This window comes from Rhodoglobus galactosidasius, from assembly GCF_054957775.1.
On record NZ_JBQIAV010000006.1, the window covers coordinates 195,073 to 211,752 of the forward strand.

A 16,680-nucleotide genomic window follows, 5' to 3' on the forward strand; every position below is an offset into this window, starting at 1 on the left:
ACTACTTCTGAGCGTCTCCGGCTTTCTGCGCGAGGATCTGAACCTTGGCAAGTGCCCCATCGACGGTCTCACGACCAGCGTAGACATCCGCGAAGATCTGCGAGGCCTGGTTGCCCAGATCCTGCCACTCAGGGATGGTCACATACTGGATACCGACCCACGGCTGCGGGTTCACCCCGGGCTGCGCCGGGTCGACACCGAGAATTGATTCCTTCGTGATGTCTGCAAACGCAGCGGCGGCTTCCTTATACTCCGGAATATCGTACGTCGACAGGCGCGATCCCGGAGGAACGCGGCTCCAGCCGAGCTCGGTGCCGACTAGGTTGGCGTAGTCCTTGTTGGTTGCCCAATTGATGAACTTCCACGCGGCATCCTTCTTGGTCGACGTGTTCGGAACCGCGAGGTTCCACGACCAGAGCCAGCCGGACGACGCGGTCTCGACAACCGGTGCCGCGACGTAGCCGACGTTGCCGACAACGGTGCTCAGGTCGGGCGACTCGAGAGAGCCAGCCGCCGAGGTTGCGTCGTACCAGAATGCCGCCTTGCCTTGGCTAAACAGGTTGAGGCACTCGGTAAAGCCAGCCGATACCGGGTCGGCTTCGCCCGCAGCCGCGAGGGTGTCAGCGTAGAACGTGAGAGCGTCGCGGAATCCAGGCTGGTCGACCTGAGCAGTCCAGTCCTTATCAAACCAAGCACCACCGAAGGTGTTGACCACCGTGGTCAGCGACGCAGCGCCCTCACCCCAGCCAGGCTTGCCGCGGAGGCAGATGCCAGCGTGCTCAGGGGTGTTGACTTGTTTGGCCAGATCAGCGATCTCCTGCCACGTCGGGTTCGCTGGGACAGTCAAGCCAGCGTCGGCGAGGATCTGCTTGTTGTACATCAGCATCGACGACTCACCGTAGAAGGGAATCGCGTACATGTCGCCATCGACCGACACCGCCGTGCGAATCGGGTCGAAGAAGTCGCTGACCTCGTAGGCGGAGTCCGCATCAGCGTACGTGGACAGGTTCGTGAGCCAGCCGTTCTGCTGCCACAGGGGAACCTCATAGGCGCCGACCGTGACGATGTCGTACTGACCACCCTGAGTGGCGACGTCCTTGGTCACCGCGTTACGCAGGTCGTTCTCCTCCATCTGGATGAAGTTCACCTTGATGTCGGGGTTGTCCTTCTCGAAGTTGGCCTTCAACTCCTCCATATCCTTCATCTGTGGGTTGTTGACCGTGGCGAGGGTCAGTGTGGTGACACCGCCAGTGTCTCCACCACCTGCTCCAGTACATGCACTCAGCCCAACCATCACCACCAAGGCACTCGCCGCGAGAGCGGACGCGCGAACCGTTCGGAAAATATTCATGTGAAACCTCTCTGTTTCTGCAGGACATCTGCTGTCGAGCAACCATAAACCATGCGCATACGAATGCGCAATCGAATTTCTTCGCTATTCCCCCAAACAGATAGCAGCTACAGATCATCGTGCGCTTGCTGATCAACGCTCTTGCCTTGTGGCTGACCACGGTGCTTGCCGCCGGCGTGGAGTTAGATCCTTTTGATCCGGGCGGAACCCTTGAGGTCGTCGTGACCTTCTTGTTGGTTGCTGCGGTGTTCGGAATCGTCAACGGTGTGCTGGCAACCTGATCCGCATCGTCGCGTTCCCGCTGTACGTGCTCACCCTCGGTCTTCTTGGCCTGATCAGCTGGTTCATTGGCATCTTGGTGCGCCCCATCGTCGGCAAGCGGCGCTAGGGCTGCACCCGTTCGTAGTAGTAGCTCGTAACAGTGGCTGTTGTTGCTCCGCGACCGAACACTGCCATGCGCTCTGCGGCGCTCTGAACTTCACGACTGTCTGACTGATCCATGAGACGCGCAGTTTCGCGGTACTCACTGAGCTGATGGGCGGGAACGGGCACTCCTTCGGGCAGGGTGCGCCCACCGAAGGCGTGTCGCTCCACCGTGAGCGCGTGCCGGTTGTCCTGCAGTCCGCCTGCCGCAACGACAAGGTCATCCGTATGCTCAACGATGACCGTGGGAACGTCGTCAGGAATGTCAATCTGGCCGATGTTTCCCCCCACTGTGAACACCCCTGTGGTGTTGTACTCCCCGGATTCGGCGAGCCGTGCCGCCGTCGCGGCGCCCTGCGAGTGACCGTTGAACGTAACCGGACTCTCGCTCGTGATACCTGCCTCGCGCATGGCCGCAGCGACCGCAGCGATCGACCCCGACTGCTGCCCTGCCGCAAGGGAGAGGTTGCTCGTGCCGTCAACCGGTTCGGTGGAGCCCGAGATCGCGAAGTCGACTGTTCCCGCAATGTAGACCTCGAAACGGTGAGGCTCACCCAAAGTTTCGTACTTCTCGATGCGCACTTGCTCAGGACGCTCGTCCGTGGGTTGGGGGATGCGCTTGACGCGCTCCTCGACTGATTCTGCTGCGGTGACGGGTTCGGGTTGAGTGGTTCTCTTCAGCGCGACAGGGGTCTCCTTCAGAACCCCAGCTACCCCTCCAGCCCGCTGGATGAACCCGGCAGACGATGCCAACCCGATCACCCCTGCGGTGCTAAGAGCAGACACCAGACTGGGAGGGAATCCGGCTGCACCAGCCGCAAACTCATCAACAGTCATAACGCCGTACCGGAGTGCACGCACGAACGCAGGGTCGCTGATCAGTTCATTCAGTTGCGTCGACATCCATTTCTGGTCCGATAGCTGCGGATCGGCTCTCCCGAGCACGAATGCGGCCACCCCAATGCCGGCAAGGATCGGCAACAGGGGACTGGTCAACACGACGGTAGCTGCCCACGCGGGAAAGAAGAACCCGATCACTGCCGCTGCATCGGCGGCCACCCGACGAATAAGGCTCTCGGCGATAGCCTCACCCAGCCCATACGTTTGTGCGGCGAAGCGCACGAGCCCACTCATCAGTTCCGCCCGAAAAGCAAACTGGCTCAGGGCAAAGTGCGCATAGTCGAGATCGGTCTCGGCGAGGGCAGCTGCGGTGGGGATGCCCAACGATTCCAGTTGTCCGATCGTGAGTCGAGCATCCACCATCTGAATGGCGCCCACAATGTCTCGTGTCATATCGGCGGCGCGCAATAGGTTGGCCGCATTGCTGAGCATCTCGTCGGTAGCAACGGCATGACTGCCGCCCCCAGAGATGATGAGCTCATTCGACACGAGCGCTCAGCTGGCTGGCTGCGGTCATGGTGCGCTGCTCTGCGGCCTCGATCATTGTGCGAGCGCTGGCCAAATCACGGTGCAGTTCCTGAACGCCGACATCGAACAGTCGTTGGGTCGGCCCGCGCCAGCTAACGCTCTCGTTCGGCAGCAACGCGCGCACATAGCTGAGCCGTTCGTTGATCATGCGGAGCTGTTGGGCCTGAAACTCGAGCGCAACCCGAGCCGTGGCATCCATGGGATTTGTCATCTATCGCCTTCCGATGACCCAACCGTCACGAAATTTCTGTCCCTGTTGAGGTGGCCGGGAGCAATACCGGAGACCAATCCCTGTGCTTGCTCTGTTGAGGAGTCGAAACTGCGCAACAATGAATCATGACCTTCGAGCGTGCTCTCTCCGACTCGACGACATTCAAAGTGTGTTTCGTATGCACGGGCAACATCTGCCGCTCGCCGATGGCCGAGGCCATCTTCAATCACCTAATAGCCAAAGCCGGACTCGATAAGCGCCTCGTCGTGGCATCGGCGGGCACCGGTGACTGGCATGTGGGCGAGCCAGCCGACGATCGCACCATCAACGCCCTCGCGGCACGCGGCTACAATGGTTCTGGGCATAGAGCCCGCCAGTTTGACCCCGAATGGTTCAGCAATCTTGACCTCATCGTCGCGTTTGATCGAGGACAAGAACGAATTCTGCGCACCTGGGCACCCAGCGACCAAGACCGGTCAAAAGTGCAGCCCATGTTGGGCTTTGATAGCGACCTCGCTCATCTCATTGACGTGCCAGACCCCTACTATTCGGATGCCGCACTCTTCGACCATGTCCTCGGCATGATCGAGAGGGCCTGCGGCTCGCTATTTCGCCAGATCACACCAGGAATCACCTAGGGAGCCCCATGAGCCCGTTGCCCGTTCAACCACTGAGCCCTCTCGATGGCCGCTACCGCCCCGCCGTTTCGGCACTGGGGGAGCACCTCTCTGAAGCAGGGCTCAACCGGGCCCGCGTGCACGTCGAAATTGAGTGGCTCATCTTCCTGACGGGCAAGAGCCTGTTCGGTTCCCGCCCGCTGCCCGCCGACCAGATCGCCTCCTTGCGTGCCTTCGCCACCGATTTCGGCCAAGAGCAGATCGACGAACTTGCCCGCCTCGAGGCAACCACCCGCCACGATGTGAAAGCCGTCGAATACCTGGTGCGGGCCAAACTCGACGAGCTCAGCCTCAACTCCATCGCCGAACTCACCCACTTTGCGGCAACCAGCGAAGACGTCAACAACCTCTCCTATGCGCTCACCATTTCGGATGCCGTGCGCGAAGTGTGGCTGCCGAAGTTCCGTATCGTTCTCGCCGCGCTGCGTGCGCAATCCGAGCTCATGCGTGACAATGCGATGCTCGCCCACACGCACGGCCAGCCGGCGACGCCCACGACCATGGGCAAAGAGTTCGCCGTCTTCGTGTACCGACTCGACCGCATCCTGACTCGCATTGAGGGCATCAGCTACCTCGGCAAGTTCAGCGGAGCCACCGGCACCTTCGCCGCACACCTCGCTGCTGACCCCGAGCAGAACTGGCCGGCACTCTCGAAGGAGTTCGTCGAGTCGCTCGGGCTCGACTGGAACCCCCTCACCACTCAGATCGAATCGCACGACTGGCAAGTGGAGCTCTACCAGGCCACTAACCACGCCAACCGCGTGCTGCACAACCTCTGCACCGACGTGTGGTCGTACATTTCAATGGGCTACTTCCGTCAGATTCCGCAGGCAGGCGCAACAGGCTCCTCCACGATGCCGCACAAGATCAACCCGATCCGTTTCGAGAATGCGGAAGCCAACCTCGAGCTGTCGAGCGCCCTGCTCGAGTCGCTCGCGCAGACGCTCGTGACCTCACGACTGCAGCGCGACCTCACCGACTCCACCACGCAGCGCAACATCGGTGTGGCCTACGGTCACTCGCTGCTCGCCCTCGACAACATCGAACGCGGCCTGCGCGAGATCGCCCTCAACCCTGTTGCTCTGGATGCTGGCCTCGACACCAACTGGGAAATTCTGGGCGAGGCCATCCAAACGGTCATCCGCGCCGAGGTCACCGCGGGTCGCAGCACCATCAGCGATCCATACGCGATCCTCAAGGAACTCACCCGTGGCAAGCGCATCAACTCCACCGACCTCAGCGAGTTCATCGCTGGACTCGACATTGGTGCGGATGCTAAAGCACGCCTGCAAGCGCTGACCCCAGCCACCTATGTGGGGCTGGCCAGCTCACTCGTCGACTACTTGGGCGACAGCAAGTAGCTCAGACGTCGCGCTTGCGCGGCAGCGGTTCGCTCTGCAGAAGGCCGGTCTCCTCAGGAGGCCGGCCTTCGGCGTTGATGGGCGTCTTCGGATTACTGCGCCGGCTCTCATCGGACGACGGACGAGTGCTGTGCCCCTCCTCAATGTGGAAATTCAGGAAGATGCGGCGACGCTAGACATCCGATCCCAAGAATCCGGCCAGTTCCGTTTGTCATGAGCCCAAGCCGCAAACGCTTTTCCTGAGTTTCCGTGGTCGCAGCGCCGTTATCGTGACGCTCGCCGAGCAATTGCAGAAGGTGTGACATCTGCCCTCTGGGCTTGGCCACCCCTGCGATCAGCCGTAGTACAAAGGGTAGGCCGACCTTATAGTCAGGGAAAACAAACGCAATTGCGTCAAGACGCCGTCGAGGCAAAAGCAGCTCTTTAGCGAACCTCCGTGCGGACGCGACTAATGCGCTGCGTCGCGATCCTGCTCGTCCATGTCGAGAAGTTCGTCCTTGTCTGGGCGCACGGCGAGAACGAGCATCGCGATAACGACGAGCGAGACAATGAAGGCGATTCCGGCAAAGATGAGGCCGAGCATCCAGTCGCGGGTCGACATGAAGACGACGAGGCCCGTGAACACGGCGAAGATCCCGGAGAGACCGAGCATCTCGGCTGGGCGCGTACGGTCACGCTTGTTGGGGGAATCCACCTAATCCTCTTTCTGTTCCACGGCCGCGGAGGCCGCGACGTAATCTTTGTTTCTCCACTTAAGTGAGAGCGCGGCAATCACCAAATACACACCAAGGATGGCCCAGTAGGCTCCAAGAAGCCCGACCACCACAATGGATGCCGTCAATTCTCGATCTACCCCGTCAGGACCGGTGTACTGCTGGCTGAATCCCGGTGGCACAAGCAGCATGACCAGGGCGAGCAGTGCGGTCAGGGAGCCGACGAACACCCAGTCGCGTGCCGACGCGTCGCGCCCGCGGCTCCGCAGTCCGAGGTAGAGCTCGATGAAGCCGGTGATCGCAGCGAATGCGGTCACCAAGAAAACGAAGTACGCCTGCCCACCACTGGTAGCAACGAAGGCGGCGATGGCAGTCGCGAGAGTGACAGCACCCTGCGTAATCGATAGAGTGCGTGCGATGCCGCGGTGGGGTGACAGCACACTCGAGGTCAGGATAACGGCGCCCGCAACAAGCGTGAAGCTTGCCAGCGTAACGAGCCCGAGGCGTGGGGAGTGGTCGGCCGAGAACGTGACGGCAATTGCCAGGACAAGGGCCGGAATGGCTCGGGCTAACGGCACGTACCACGCAGTGGATGCCGGCAGCGGCTCAGTGTGAGCACTAGTCAAGCGATCGCCTTCTTTCTGAACAAGCGGTTACCTCTAGTGTAAGCCGGTTGCCATGCGCTTCAGTCAGCGCCAATGCGGCCGAAACCGCTAGGAGCCCGGTGGCAGGTCGACGAAGCGCGAGAAGTGCCCGTGGAAGCCCACGGTGACCGTTCGCGTTGGTCCGTTTCGGTGCTTAGCAATAATGAGGTCGGCTTCTCCCGCACGAGGGCTGTCTGCTTCGTACGCGCTTTCACGGTGCAACAGAATAACCATGTCGGCGTCTTGCTCGAGCGATCCCGATTCACGAAGGTCGGAGAGTGCAGGCTTCTTGTCGGCTCGCTGCTCCGGACCACGGTTCAGCTGTGAAATTGCGATTACGGGAACTTCAAGTTCTTTCGCAAGCAGCTTCAGTGCACGCGAGAACTCACTAACCTCTTGCTGGCGCGATTCGACCTTTTTACCGCTGGTCATGAGCTGCAGGTAGTCGATGATGACCATGCGCAGGCCAACCTTCTGCTTGAGTCGGCGACACTTAGCGCGAATCTCAACCAGGGTCATGTTGGGGCTGTCATCAATGTAGAGAGGCGCATCGTTGATGCGGCCACGTGTCTGGGCGATCGTAGTCCAGTCATTGGCGTGCACTGAACCTTTGCGCATGTGCTGCAGGGGAACACTTGCTTCTGCTGACAGAAGTCGCATCGCGATCTCGCTTCGGCCCATTTCTAGGGAGAAGACGATCGACGGCAAGTCATGGTGGATGGATGCTGCGCGAGCGAAGTCCAAACCTAGAGTCGACTTACCGATAGCGGGGCGCGCAGCCAAAATGATCAGCTGACCGGGGTGTAGCCCGTTGGTGAGTTCATCGAGTTCGGCGAATCCGGTGGGAACGCCGATCATCTGCCCGTCGCGGCCGCGAGCTGCTTCGATTTCGTCGATGGCGCTCTCGACGGCCGTCGTCAGTGGTACGTAGTCTTCAGTTTCAACGCCGCCGGTGACCGAGTAAATCTCTGCCTGGGCATTGTTGACGAGGTCAAGAACTTCGCCTTCGCTGGCATAACCCATCTGAACGATTCGGGTTCCGGCCTCGACGAGCCGTCGCAGGACAGCTTTCTCGGTGACGATGTTGGCATAGAAGCCAGCGTTCGCTGCAGTAGGAACAATGCCGGTCAGCGTGTGGAGGTATTCAACTCCGCCGGCGCGGGAGAGGTCACCCGTCTTAGTGAGTTCGTCGGTGACCGCGATAACGTCGGTGGGCTCACCGTGGGAGTAAAGGGTGAGCACGGCATTGAAGATCGTCTCGTGCTTGGGAACGTAGAAGTCCACACCACGCACGGTTTCGATCACGTCGGCCACTGCGTCTTTGCTGAGCAGCATGCCACCAATTGCGCTCTGTTCCGCGAGGAGATCGTGTGGGGGTACACGGTCGCCGCGCGAGCCGCCGCGGGATTCGCCCGACTGACGTTCGTCACCGGCGAGACCCAAGTGCGCTATAGACATACGTTTCCTCCTAGTGGGGCAGCCCTAGTTATACGCGCCACCCCCGACACTCAGGCAGGCTCCACACTGGGACCCGCTTCAAGGCTGCTTCACAATACGAACCAGAATCAACAACCCACAACTGGGGCTGTGGATAATGCTGTGCACAACTCGGGCGAAACGCCGGAAGTATTGTGAGCAACCTGTGGAAACAACTGTGGAAACTCACGCTAGTATTTCAGAAAAACGTACTCTGACCTGCATTTTTATAATCCACACACAGTGTGTAGAAACATGTCTAAAGTCAGGCTTGAGGGTTCCGTATCTTTTCGAAATCCTGTGCATAAAGGGCTTGACAAGTGGGCTTAAAGCACAAGGACGACGAGCCTTGCGGCCCGTCGTCCTTGTGGAACTTCAGTTACTTGCCTGCAACAACCTGAAGGGTGATCGTCGCAACGATGTCGTCACGCAGACGAATCGTAGCTTCGTGGTCACCAACAACCTTGATGGGGCTCGTGATTTCGATCTTGCGCTTGTCGATGTCGCCAAGACCCGCAGCGATGACAGCTTCTGCCACGTGAGCGGGCTTAACCGAACCGAATAGACGTCCACCGTGACCCGCGGTCACAGTGAGCTTGACCTTGGTCGCCTGGAGGCGAGCCTTGAGGTCCTGCGCTTCTTCGAGAGTGGCGTGCTCGCGGGAAACGCGTGCTGCCTTGATTGACTCGACCTGCTTTTCGCCACCGCGAGTCCACGCCACGGCAAAGCCCTGGGGGATGAGGTAGTTGCGAGCGAAGCCGTTCTTTACGTCGACGACGTCACCGGGAGTGCCGAGACCGGTCACTTCGTGAGTGAGGATGAGCTTAGACATGTCGGTGGCTCCTTAACGGCCTGCGCCGGCGTAGGGCAGCAATGCCATCTCACGGGCGTTCTTGACGGCCGTGGCGATGAGACGCTGCTCCTGAACGGAAACACCGGTGATGCGACGGGCGCGGATCTTTCCACGCTCGGAGATGAATTTACGAAGCGTAGCGATATCCTTGTAATCGATAACGCCTACGCGGATCGACTTGGCTGGTGCGGCGTTCTTGCCGTCCTTGCCCTTGCGGATGGGCTTGCGGCGGTCGCCGCTGCTCTTTCCTGCCATGAGTGTTACTTCTTTCTGTAATTAAGACTAAGCGTCGAGTGCCTAGAAAGGCGTCTCGTCGGAGTAGTTGCCTGGGGTGTTCCATACGTCACCAGATGCTGCGGGAGCACTTGCAGCCCACGGCTCGTCTTTCGACTGACCGCCACTCTGCTGGGCGCCACCGCTCTGCTGGGCGCCGCGAGGGGCCGAGCTGTCACGGGGTGCACGGGTTACCTGCGCGGTTGCATAGCGGAGGCTGGGACCGATTTCGTCGATCTCCAGTTCCATGCTTGTGCGCTTTTCGCCCTCTTTGGTTTCGTAGGAGCGCTGACGAAGGCGGCCCTGCGCGACTACGCGGCTGCCCTTGGTCAGTGTTCCAGCAACGTGCTCGGCGAATTCACGCCAGCACGAAGCGCGGAGAAATAGTGCTTCTCCGTCTTTCCACTCGTTCGATGCTCGATCGAAGGTGCGCGGCGTTGAGGCAATGGTGAAGTTAGCTACAGCAAGTCCACCCTGCGTGTAACGCAGTTCGGGATCTGCCGTGAGGTTACCCACGACCGTTATGACTGTCTCGCCGGCCACGACTACTCTGCTTCCGCTTCAGCCTTGGCTACTTCGACAGGAGCCTCGGTTGGAGCAACAGGAGCCTTTGCTTCTTCGGCCGGAGCCTTAGTTGCGGCAGCAGGAGCCTTAGTTGCAGGGGCAGGGGCCTTGGTGGCAGCAGCAGGAGTTTTTGCCGGAGCAGCAGCCTTGCGGGCAGCCTTCTCTTCAGCAATCTTCTTGGCTACAGCTACCTGAGCAAAGCCAGCTTCTGCACGCAGCACCTTGGTGCGCATGACAGCTTCGCTGAGCTTGAGTTGGCGGTCGAGTTCGTCAGTAGACGCGCTCTCGGCGGTGAAGTTGACGACGGCGTAGATGCCTTCGGTCTTCTTGTTGATCTCGTAGGCCAAACGACGGCGACCCCAAATATCGATGTTATCGATGCTGCCACCGTCATTACGGATGACATTGAGGAACTTGTCGAGACTGGGAGCCACGGTGCGTTCGTCGATCTCTGGATCGAGGATGACCATGAGTTCGTACTGATGCGTCACAAACCCACCTCCTTCGGACTTAAACGGTTACAGACGATCTGTAACAGGAGGGTGTTGACGTTCGTCGTTCCACCTAAAGGCAGTCAGACAACCTGCCCAGTGTAGTTGCTTTACACGGCAATACTCAAGACAAAGCTCAACCTTCGTTGCCCTGGCGCTCCGACCACCAGGTGCGCAGCCGTTTTTCGGCTTCGTGCTCGCCGAGCGGACCCTCGTCGAGGCGCAGCTCAAGCAAGAACGAATACGCCTCGCCCACGTCACGGCTGGGCTTCAGCCCAAGAATGGCCATGATCTGCTCACCATCGAGATCGGGACGAACAGCCGCGATCCCCTCTGCCTCCGCAATTGCCGCGATCCGCTCCTCGAGGTCGTCATAGGCAAACGCTAAACGGTCGGCTTTACGCACATTGCGGGTCGTGACATCCGCCCGAGTAATGATGTGCAGGCGCTCAAGCTGGACACCGGCATCCCGAACATAGCGACGCACAGCCGAATCAGTCCACGCCCCCTCGGTGTAACCGAAGAACCTCAAATGAAGTTCAACCAGGCGCGCAACCGACGTGATGGTCTCCTTATCGAAACGCAATGCTCGCAGTCGTTTGGTCGCAAGCTTCGCACCAACAACATCGTGGTGGTGGAAGGTAACCACCCCTCCGCGCTCAATCTTGCGCGTCGACGGCTTACCAATGTCGTGCAAGAGCGCGGCAATACGCAACACTAGGTCGGGGCCCTCGATGCCCGGGCGGCTCTTCTCCAGGTCAATCGCCTGGCGCAACACTGTGAGGGAGTGCTCGTACACGTCCTTATGGTGGGCATGCTCATCCACTTCAAGCTTCAATGCCGGAATCTCGGGAAGTACCTGCTCAGCAAGTCCCGTCTCGACTAGCAGGCGGATGCCCGGAACCGGGTCATCCGTCTTCAAGAGTTTCGTCAGCTCATCGCTTACGCGCTCAACACTCACGATTTCGATGCGCGGCGCGAGCTCGGCCATCGCGCGGACGGTGTCGGGGGAGACCGTGAAACCCAGCTGCGACGTAAAACGTGCGGCCCGCATCATCCGCAGCGGATCATCACCAAACGACACCTCAGGTGAGCCCGGCGTTGTGAGGGTCTTGCTCAGCAGGTGCTCAACACCATTCCAGGGGTCGACCAGCACCCGCTCGGGCAAGCGCAACGCCATCGCGTTGACGCTGAAGTCGCGGCGCTCAAGGTCTTTCTCCAAAGAATCACCGAAAGCAACAACAGGCTTTCTGGTTGCGCCGTCATAACTATCGGCACGGTAGGTCGTAATTTCAACCGTTTCGCCGTCGATACGGGCCGCGATCGTGCCGAAGTCGCGGCCAATATCCCATTGAGCCTCAGAGATCGGCTTGACGATCCGCATAATGTCGTCGGGGCTCGCATTGGTCGCAAAATCGAGGTCGGTGACCGCTCTCCCTAAGAACGCGTCGCGAACCGGCCCGCCAACAAGCGCGAGTTCGAAACCTTCGGCATTGAATCGCGCAGCTAGGGTGGCTACGGGTTTAGAGTCGGCAAGCTTTCCGAGACTCTCGATTGCATCGGCAACACTCTCCATGATGCGACTAGTTTCGCACGACCAAAGCGAGCAATTTGCCCGAAGCATCCACAAGTGCCCAACCATTCAGACAAGGAAGAATAAACTCACATCATGCTGGCCGAGCGAGAGTACGGGGTCGACCCTTGCCTATAAGAGTCTTCAGCGCTGCTGTCGCGCTTGGTCTTGGCGTTGCTCTTGCCGCGAGCGGAGCTAGCGCCGCACCGAACCCAACCGCCGTTACTGCGCTGACAACGGCATCCGTCGCCACCGAAGTGGCCGTAATTGCGCCTCTCACGGTGCCGACCGGCAGCGGCGGGCTGATCAATGCCGAAACGCTTGCCGAGTACACCGACTCCTTAGGTCTGCTCACTCGGCAATTGGATGCCGTAGCCGGCAAACCCATAGCGGTGGCCGTTGATCCGATGATCTTGGCCTCCATTCGCGTATTGGGCACGAGCGCTCCGGAGTCTGCACGCAACTGGTTAGAGCGCCTGTCGCTCATCAGCAATGAGATCGTTCCGCTGCCTTACGCCAACGCTGATCCGACGCTGGTAACTCAGGCCGGCGAGACAAGCACGCTCACGCCGGATAGTTTCGATTTCGCTCTCGATGCTGCCAATTTTGCCTTGCCTGATGAGCCTGCCTCGAATGCAACGGCCGAGCCAATAGATGTCGGGGCCGACGTAGTTCCGGCCTACCCGACCACTGAAGAGCTTCTCGCCTGGGACTATTCGATCGACGGGTTCATGCATCCCCGGGCAAACAGCGTCGTGTCGAGCGATCTTGCCTCATTCGCAGAGAGTGACTTCAGCACTGTCGTGTTGTCGTCAAAGAATGTTTCACGGGATGCGGGTGCCGGCTCTGTCACCACGATCGACGGTATGAGGGCACTGATTTCCGACTCCACCGCATCCGCTGCCATGGATGAGGCGCTCGGCTCCACTCTCGACCGAGATGTAACTGCGGCCGAAACGGCTCTGGCTTCTACAGTGCTCACCGCGGGCGCCGCACAGTCAACGACAACGGCCTCGGTGCTCATCACGATCGACCATTCCCTTGAGCTGAGCTCAGCACGACTCGATACAGCGCTTGCCAGCCTTACCGCGAGCCCCTCCATCACTCTCGTTCCACTCACTTCGCTGGCCTCAGTGCCGGCATCCAAAGCCACTGTGGTTGACATGCCGCAGAGCGATGCTCGCCTGGGAGACTTCGACCGCCTGTTCTCTGCAACTCAGCAAGAGCGCACTTTCTTCTCGATCGCCGCCGATCCCGAAGCGTTGATCGCACAGCGTCGGCTCGCCCTGCTTGACGTTTTGGGCACGATCCCGACTGATGATCCCGCCGATTGGCTCACCGAAGTCAATGGCTTCTTGGTCGATTCGCAAGACATCCGCACGGCCGTCACCGTGGTGGAATCCAGCAACTTCCTTTTCTTGGCCGACAAGAGCTTCTTGCCCATCTCGGTGAACAACAGCCTGAATCAGGCTGTGACCGTATACATCACCGTCAATCCGCGCACAGGGCTCCTGGCGGTGGGGGATAGCCGGGTCGAATTAGAGATCGAGGCGAATTCGCAAGCTAAGGGCAACATCCCCGTGCAGTCGCTCTCTAACGGTGTTGTCGATGTCGAGATCACCCTCTCCAGCAGCACAGGGCTCGCAATCGGTACGAGCACGGTCAGCGAGGTCAATGTTCAGGCTGGCTGGGAGACGCCCATCGTTCTCGCGTTTGGCGCGCTCGTTGTCGTGATCTTCGGGGTCGGCTTCGTTCGCAGCATTATGCGCCGACGGGAGCCTGCCGATGAGTGATCGCCCAGCGCCGAGGGTTGAACCCGAGCCGGGGGTTCCTGGAGCACCAGCCGGTGTTCCCCCGAACAGGGGGTCGACGATCGGTCGAGCGAGCGCACTGCTCGCGTCGGGCACTCTTGTTTCCCGCATCCTCGGGTTCATCAGTGCGATAGTCCTTGCCCGCACTCTGGGCCTATTCGGAACTGCCGACGCGTACGCCATTGCCAACCAGCTGCCCAAAGCTGTGTACGCCATCGTGGCCGGCGGAATTCTCAGCGCCGTTATCGTGCCGCAAATCGTGCGGGCAGCTCTTCACAAAGACGGCGGGCAGAAGTTCATCAACCGCCTGGTGACGTTAGGCATAGTCGTCTTCCTCATCATCACGGTTGCGGCGACCTTCAGTGCGCCGCTTCTCGTGCAGTTGTACGCACGATCCAGCGCCAATTTCGGACCAGAAGAATTCGCACTCGCTACAGCCTTCGCCTACTGGTGCCTCCCGCAGATCCTTTTTTACGCGCTGTACTCCCTGCTCGGTGAAGTGCTCAACGCCCGCGGCAAGTTCGGGCCATTCACCTGGGCCCCTGTTGCCAATAACGTGGTGATGCTGACCGGTCTCCTCGTGTTCCAGTTTCTCTTCGGCAACGTCTCCCTTTTCTCTTCGGAAGACTGGACCGGGCAGATGGTCGCTGTGCTCGCCGGAAGCGCCACTCTCGGCGTTGCGGTTCAGGCGGCACTCTTGGCGTTTTTCTGGCATCGCGCCGGGCTGCGGTACCGTCCCGAGTTCCGCTGGCGCGGTGTTGGTCTTGGTACGGCAGGGAAGGCTGCCTCGTGGACTTTTGGCATGATTCTCGTCACGCAGGTCGGTGGCGCTATCGGCACTCAGATCGCGAGCCTAGCGTCGGGTGTTGATGCATCGGTCTTTGTGATCACGACGGCCTGGTTAATTTTCATGCTCCCGCACTCGGTCATCGCCGTGTCGATCGGAATGGCCTACTTCACGCGCATGAGCGGTCACGCGCGCGACGGGGACCTCACGTTGATGCGCGACGACGTTTCAGCGGCCTTGCGATCAATTCTGATGCTGCTGATGTTCGCCGCCGTTGGCCTAATGGTCATCGCATTTCCCTTCAGTGCTCTGTTTGCCACCAACTATGCCGAATTGTCGTCTTTGGCTGTAGTGCTCACCCTTTACCTCGTCGGGCTGGTGCCATTCAGCATCATGTACGTCCTGCAGCGGGTCTTCTACGCCTTCGAAGACACTCGAACCCCGTTCATTCTGCAGACCATTCAAGTGCTTCTCTATGTTGCTGGGGCGCTTTACGTCTCAACGTTCCCCCTTGATCGCATTGCGATGGGTTTGGCCGCAATGATCAGCATTGCCGGCACTATCCAAACCATCCTTGCGCTGATCGTAGTCCGCAAGCGCGTCCCCGGGTTCGTACTGCTTCCCCTCGTGCTCCGCGCGCTGTGGTTCCTTGCGGCAATGATTCCTACCGCGGCCGCGGGCTTTGGCATCCTGATGCTGCTGGGTGGATTCGGTGAAGACTCCTTCGTCGTTTCCGGCTTTATGGGTGGTTTCGTTTCGATCGCGCTGGCGGGCACCGGCATGCTCATTGTCTACGCGGCCACGCTCGCGTTCACCAAGAACGCGGAGTTCTTCGCCTTCGCGCGGCCCATAGTGTCGCGCCTGCGCCGCCGCTAACTCTCGCTAAAACGCACTTGCCATTCGCCGTGGAGTGAACCAAAACCGACGGTGCTATGAACAATATGTAGCTAGCCCCGCACGCCGCAGCCGCTCGGAATACTCCGTAGCTAGGATGTGTTGAACCGGGTAATTACAATCCCAAGGAGGCCCAAAAGTGCGCCAACTCATCATCATCGGATCCGGCCCGGCTGGCTACACCGCTGCGATCTATGCGGCGCGCGCAAACCTTGCGCCGCTGGTGATCGCTAGCTCCGTCGAAGCGGGTGGCGAGCTCGTGAAAACCACCGAGGTCGAGAACTACCCCGGTTTCGCTAACGGTATTCAGGGCCCAGACCTCATGATCGAAATGCAGAAGCAGGCTGAGCGTTTCGGTGCTGAAATCGTTCTCGACGACGTCACCGACCTGCAACTTGAGGGCCAGGTCAAGAAGGTCACTCTCGGCAACGGCGAGGTTCACGAGGCACTTGCAGTCGTGTTTGCCACTGGTTCTGCCTACCGCAAGCTTGGTCTTCCCGATGAGGAGCGCCTGAGCGGCTATGGGGTCTCTTGGTGCGCAACCTGCGACGGTTTCTTCTTCCGCAAGAAGACGATCGCGGTCATCGGTGGCGGCGACTCGGCTATGGAAGAAGCAACCTTCCTCACGAAGTTCGCAGACAAGGTTTATGTCATTCACCGCAAGGGTGAGCTGCGTGCCTCCAAGGCAATGCAGGAGCGTGCATTCAGCGATCCGAAGATCGAATTCCTCTGGAACAAGGCTGTAACCGGCATTAGTGGTTCCGAGCTCGTTGACGGCATTGACCTGGTTGACACTGTCGACGGCACTGAGTCGCACCTTGACCTCAGTGGTGTGTTCATTGCGATCGGCGCTGACCCTCGAACCCACTTGGTGCACGATCAGCTCGACATCAACGCCGACGGAACCGTGGAAGTGGATGGTCGTTCCTCACGCACCAACATCACCGGCGTCTTTGCTGCCGGCGATGTCATCGATCCCACCTACCGCCAAGCAGTCACGGCCGCCGGCTCCGGCACCGTTGCCGCTCTCGATGCGGAACACTACCTCGCATCGCTCCCTCGCGAACTCGTCGCGAGCGCCGTTCAGCCCACGGAGCTCGAAGTTCCGGAAGCTGCCGCCGTACCCACTCCGGCTTAGTCCCTTTCACAC

General features: G+C 59.8%; 16 protein-coding genes and 1 pseudogene. 6 read left to right on the plus strand and 11 right to left on the minus strand.

What is annotated here, in order from left to right:
• Position 1: 1 nt before the first annotated feature.
• Positions 2–1,351, minus strand: coding sequence for an ABC transporter substrate-binding protein (locus ACTJJW_RS09885; protein ID WP_462644223.1), 1,350 nt, complete (start codon positions 1,349–1,351; stop codon positions 2–4).
• A 125-nt stretch (positions 1,352–1,476) separates the two neighbouring features.
• On the opposite strand from ACTJJW_RS09885, the gene ACTJJW_RS09890 reads away from it, so the two are divergent.
• Entirely contained in the window at positions 1,477–1,632 is a 156-nt protein-coding gene (locus ACTJJW_RS09890) for a hypothetical protein (RefSeq protein WP_462644224.1), read from the plus strand.
• 103 nt (positions 1,633–1,735) lie between these two features.
• Here the strand turns inward: ACTJJW_RS09890 and ACTJJW_RS09895 are convergent, their stop codons facing one another.
• Both ACTJJW_RS09895 and ACTJJW_RS09900 read right to left on the minus strand, forming a co-directional pair.
• Positions 1,736–3,163, minus strand: coding sequence for a hypothetical protein (locus tag ACTJJW_RS09895; protein WP_462644226.1), 1,428 nt, complete (start codon positions 3,161–3,163; stop codon positions 1,736–1,738).
• Entirely contained in the window at positions 3,153–3,413 is a 261-nt protein-coding gene (locus tag ACTJJW_RS09900; RefSeq protein ID WP_462644228.1) for a hypothetical protein, read from the minus strand. Before ACTJJW_RS09900 ends, ACTJJW_RS09895 begins: the two co-directional genes overlap by 11 nt.
• 125 nt (positions 3,414–3,538) lie before the next feature.
• Here ACTJJW_RS09900 and ACTJJW_RS09905 point away from each other — a divergent pair, with 125 nt between their 5' ends.
• The gene (locus ACTJJW_RS09905) at positions 3,539–4,051 is read left to right on the plus strand and encodes a low molecular weight protein-tyrosine-phosphatase (RefSeq protein WP_462644229.1); all 513 of its coding nucleotides are present in this window, start codon (positions 3,539–3,541) and stop codon (positions 4,049–4,051) included.
• 8 nt (positions 4,052–4,059) lie between these two features.
• Entirely contained in the window at positions 4,060–5,451 is a 1,392-nt protein-coding gene (gene purB, locus ACTJJW_RS09910; protein WP_462644231.1) for an adenylosuccinate lyase, read from the plus strand.
• A 448-nt stretch (positions 5,452–5,899) separates the two neighbouring features.
• Here purB and ACTJJW_RS09915 read toward each other — a convergent pair whose 3' ends face one another.
• From ACTJJW_RS09915 to ACTJJW_RS09950, 8 genes and pseudogenes are all read right to left on the minus strand, one after another.
• Positions 5,900–6,145 carry a hypothetical protein gene (locus ACTJJW_RS09915; RefSeq protein ID WP_462644233.1) on the minus strand — a complete coding sequence of 82 codons (246 nt, stop codon included), beginning with the start codon at positions 6,143–6,145 and terminating at the stop codon, positions 5,900–5,902.
• Positions 6,146–6,790 (minus strand): hypothetical protein, encoded by a 645-nt coding sequence (locus tag ACTJJW_RS09920; RefSeq protein WP_462644235.1) that lies wholly within the window; start codon positions 6,788–6,790, stop codon positions 6,146–6,148.
• An 87-nt stretch (positions 6,791–6,877) separates the two neighbouring features.
• Positions 6,878–8,266, minus strand: a complete 1,389-nt coding sequence (gene dnaB / locus ACTJJW_RS09925; protein ID WP_343923452.1) for a replicative DNA helicase — start codon at positions 8,264–8,266, stop codon at positions 6,878–6,880.
• A 397-nt stretch (positions 8,267–8,663) separates the two neighbouring features.
• Positions 8,664–9,116 carry a 50S ribosomal protein L9 gene (rplI, locus tag ACTJJW_RS09930; RefSeq protein ID WP_343923450.1) on the minus strand — a complete coding sequence of 151 codons (453 nt, stop codon included), beginning with the start codon at positions 9,114–9,116 and terminating at the stop codon, positions 8,664–8,666.
• Between the two features lie 12 nt (positions 9,117–9,128).
• Positions 9,129–9,392, minus strand: coding sequence for a 30S ribosomal protein S18 (rpsR, locus tag ACTJJW_RS09935; RefSeq protein WP_343923448.1), 264 nt, complete (start codon positions 9,390–9,392; stop codon positions 9,129–9,131).
• Between the two features lie 42 nt (positions 9,393–9,434).
• Positions 9,435–9,953 carry a single-stranded DNA-binding protein gene (locus ACTJJW_RS09940; RefSeq protein ID WP_343923447.1) on the minus strand — a complete coding sequence of 173 codons (519 nt, stop codon included), beginning with the start codon at positions 9,951–9,953 and terminating at the stop codon, positions 9,435–9,437.
• Between the two features lie 149 nt (positions 9,954–10,102).
• Positions 10,103–10,444: pseudogene (gene rpsF / locus ACTJJW_RS09945) on the minus strand (30S ribosomal protein S6); the annotation flags it as partial.
• Positions 10,445–10,601: 157 nt separating this feature from the next.
• Entirely contained in the window at positions 10,602–12,041 is a 1,440-nt protein-coding gene (locus ACTJJW_RS09950; protein WP_462644238.1) for a CCA tRNA nucleotidyltransferase, read from the minus strand.
• A 125-nt stretch (positions 12,042–12,166) separates the two neighbouring features.
• On the opposite strand from ACTJJW_RS09950, the gene ACTJJW_RS09955 reads away from it, so the two are divergent.
• The 3 genes from ACTJJW_RS09955 to trxB all read left to right on the plus strand — a co-directional run bounded on the left by ACTJJW_RS09955 (position 12,167) and on the right by trxB (position 16,668).
• Positions 12,167–13,831 carry a DUF6049 family protein gene (locus ACTJJW_RS09955; protein WP_462644240.1) on the plus strand — a complete coding sequence of 555 codons (1,665 nt, stop codon included), beginning with the start codon at positions 12,167–12,169 and terminating at the stop codon, positions 13,829–13,831.
• Complete coding sequence (gene murJ, locus ACTJJW_RS09960; RefSeq protein ID WP_462644242.1) at positions 13,824–15,512, plus strand: murein biosynthesis integral membrane protein MurJ; 1,689 nt, start codon at positions 13,824–13,826, stop codon at positions 15,510–15,512. The genes ACTJJW_RS09955 and murJ overlap by 8 nt, the downstream gene beginning before the upstream one ends.
• 157 nt (positions 15,513–15,669) lie before the next feature.
• Complete coding sequence (gene trxB, locus ACTJJW_RS09965) at positions 15,670–16,668, plus strand: thioredoxin-disulfide reductase (protein ID WP_462644244.1); 999 nt, start codon at positions 15,670–15,672, stop codon at positions 16,666–16,668.
• Positions 16,669–16,680: the final 12 nt, after the last annotated feature.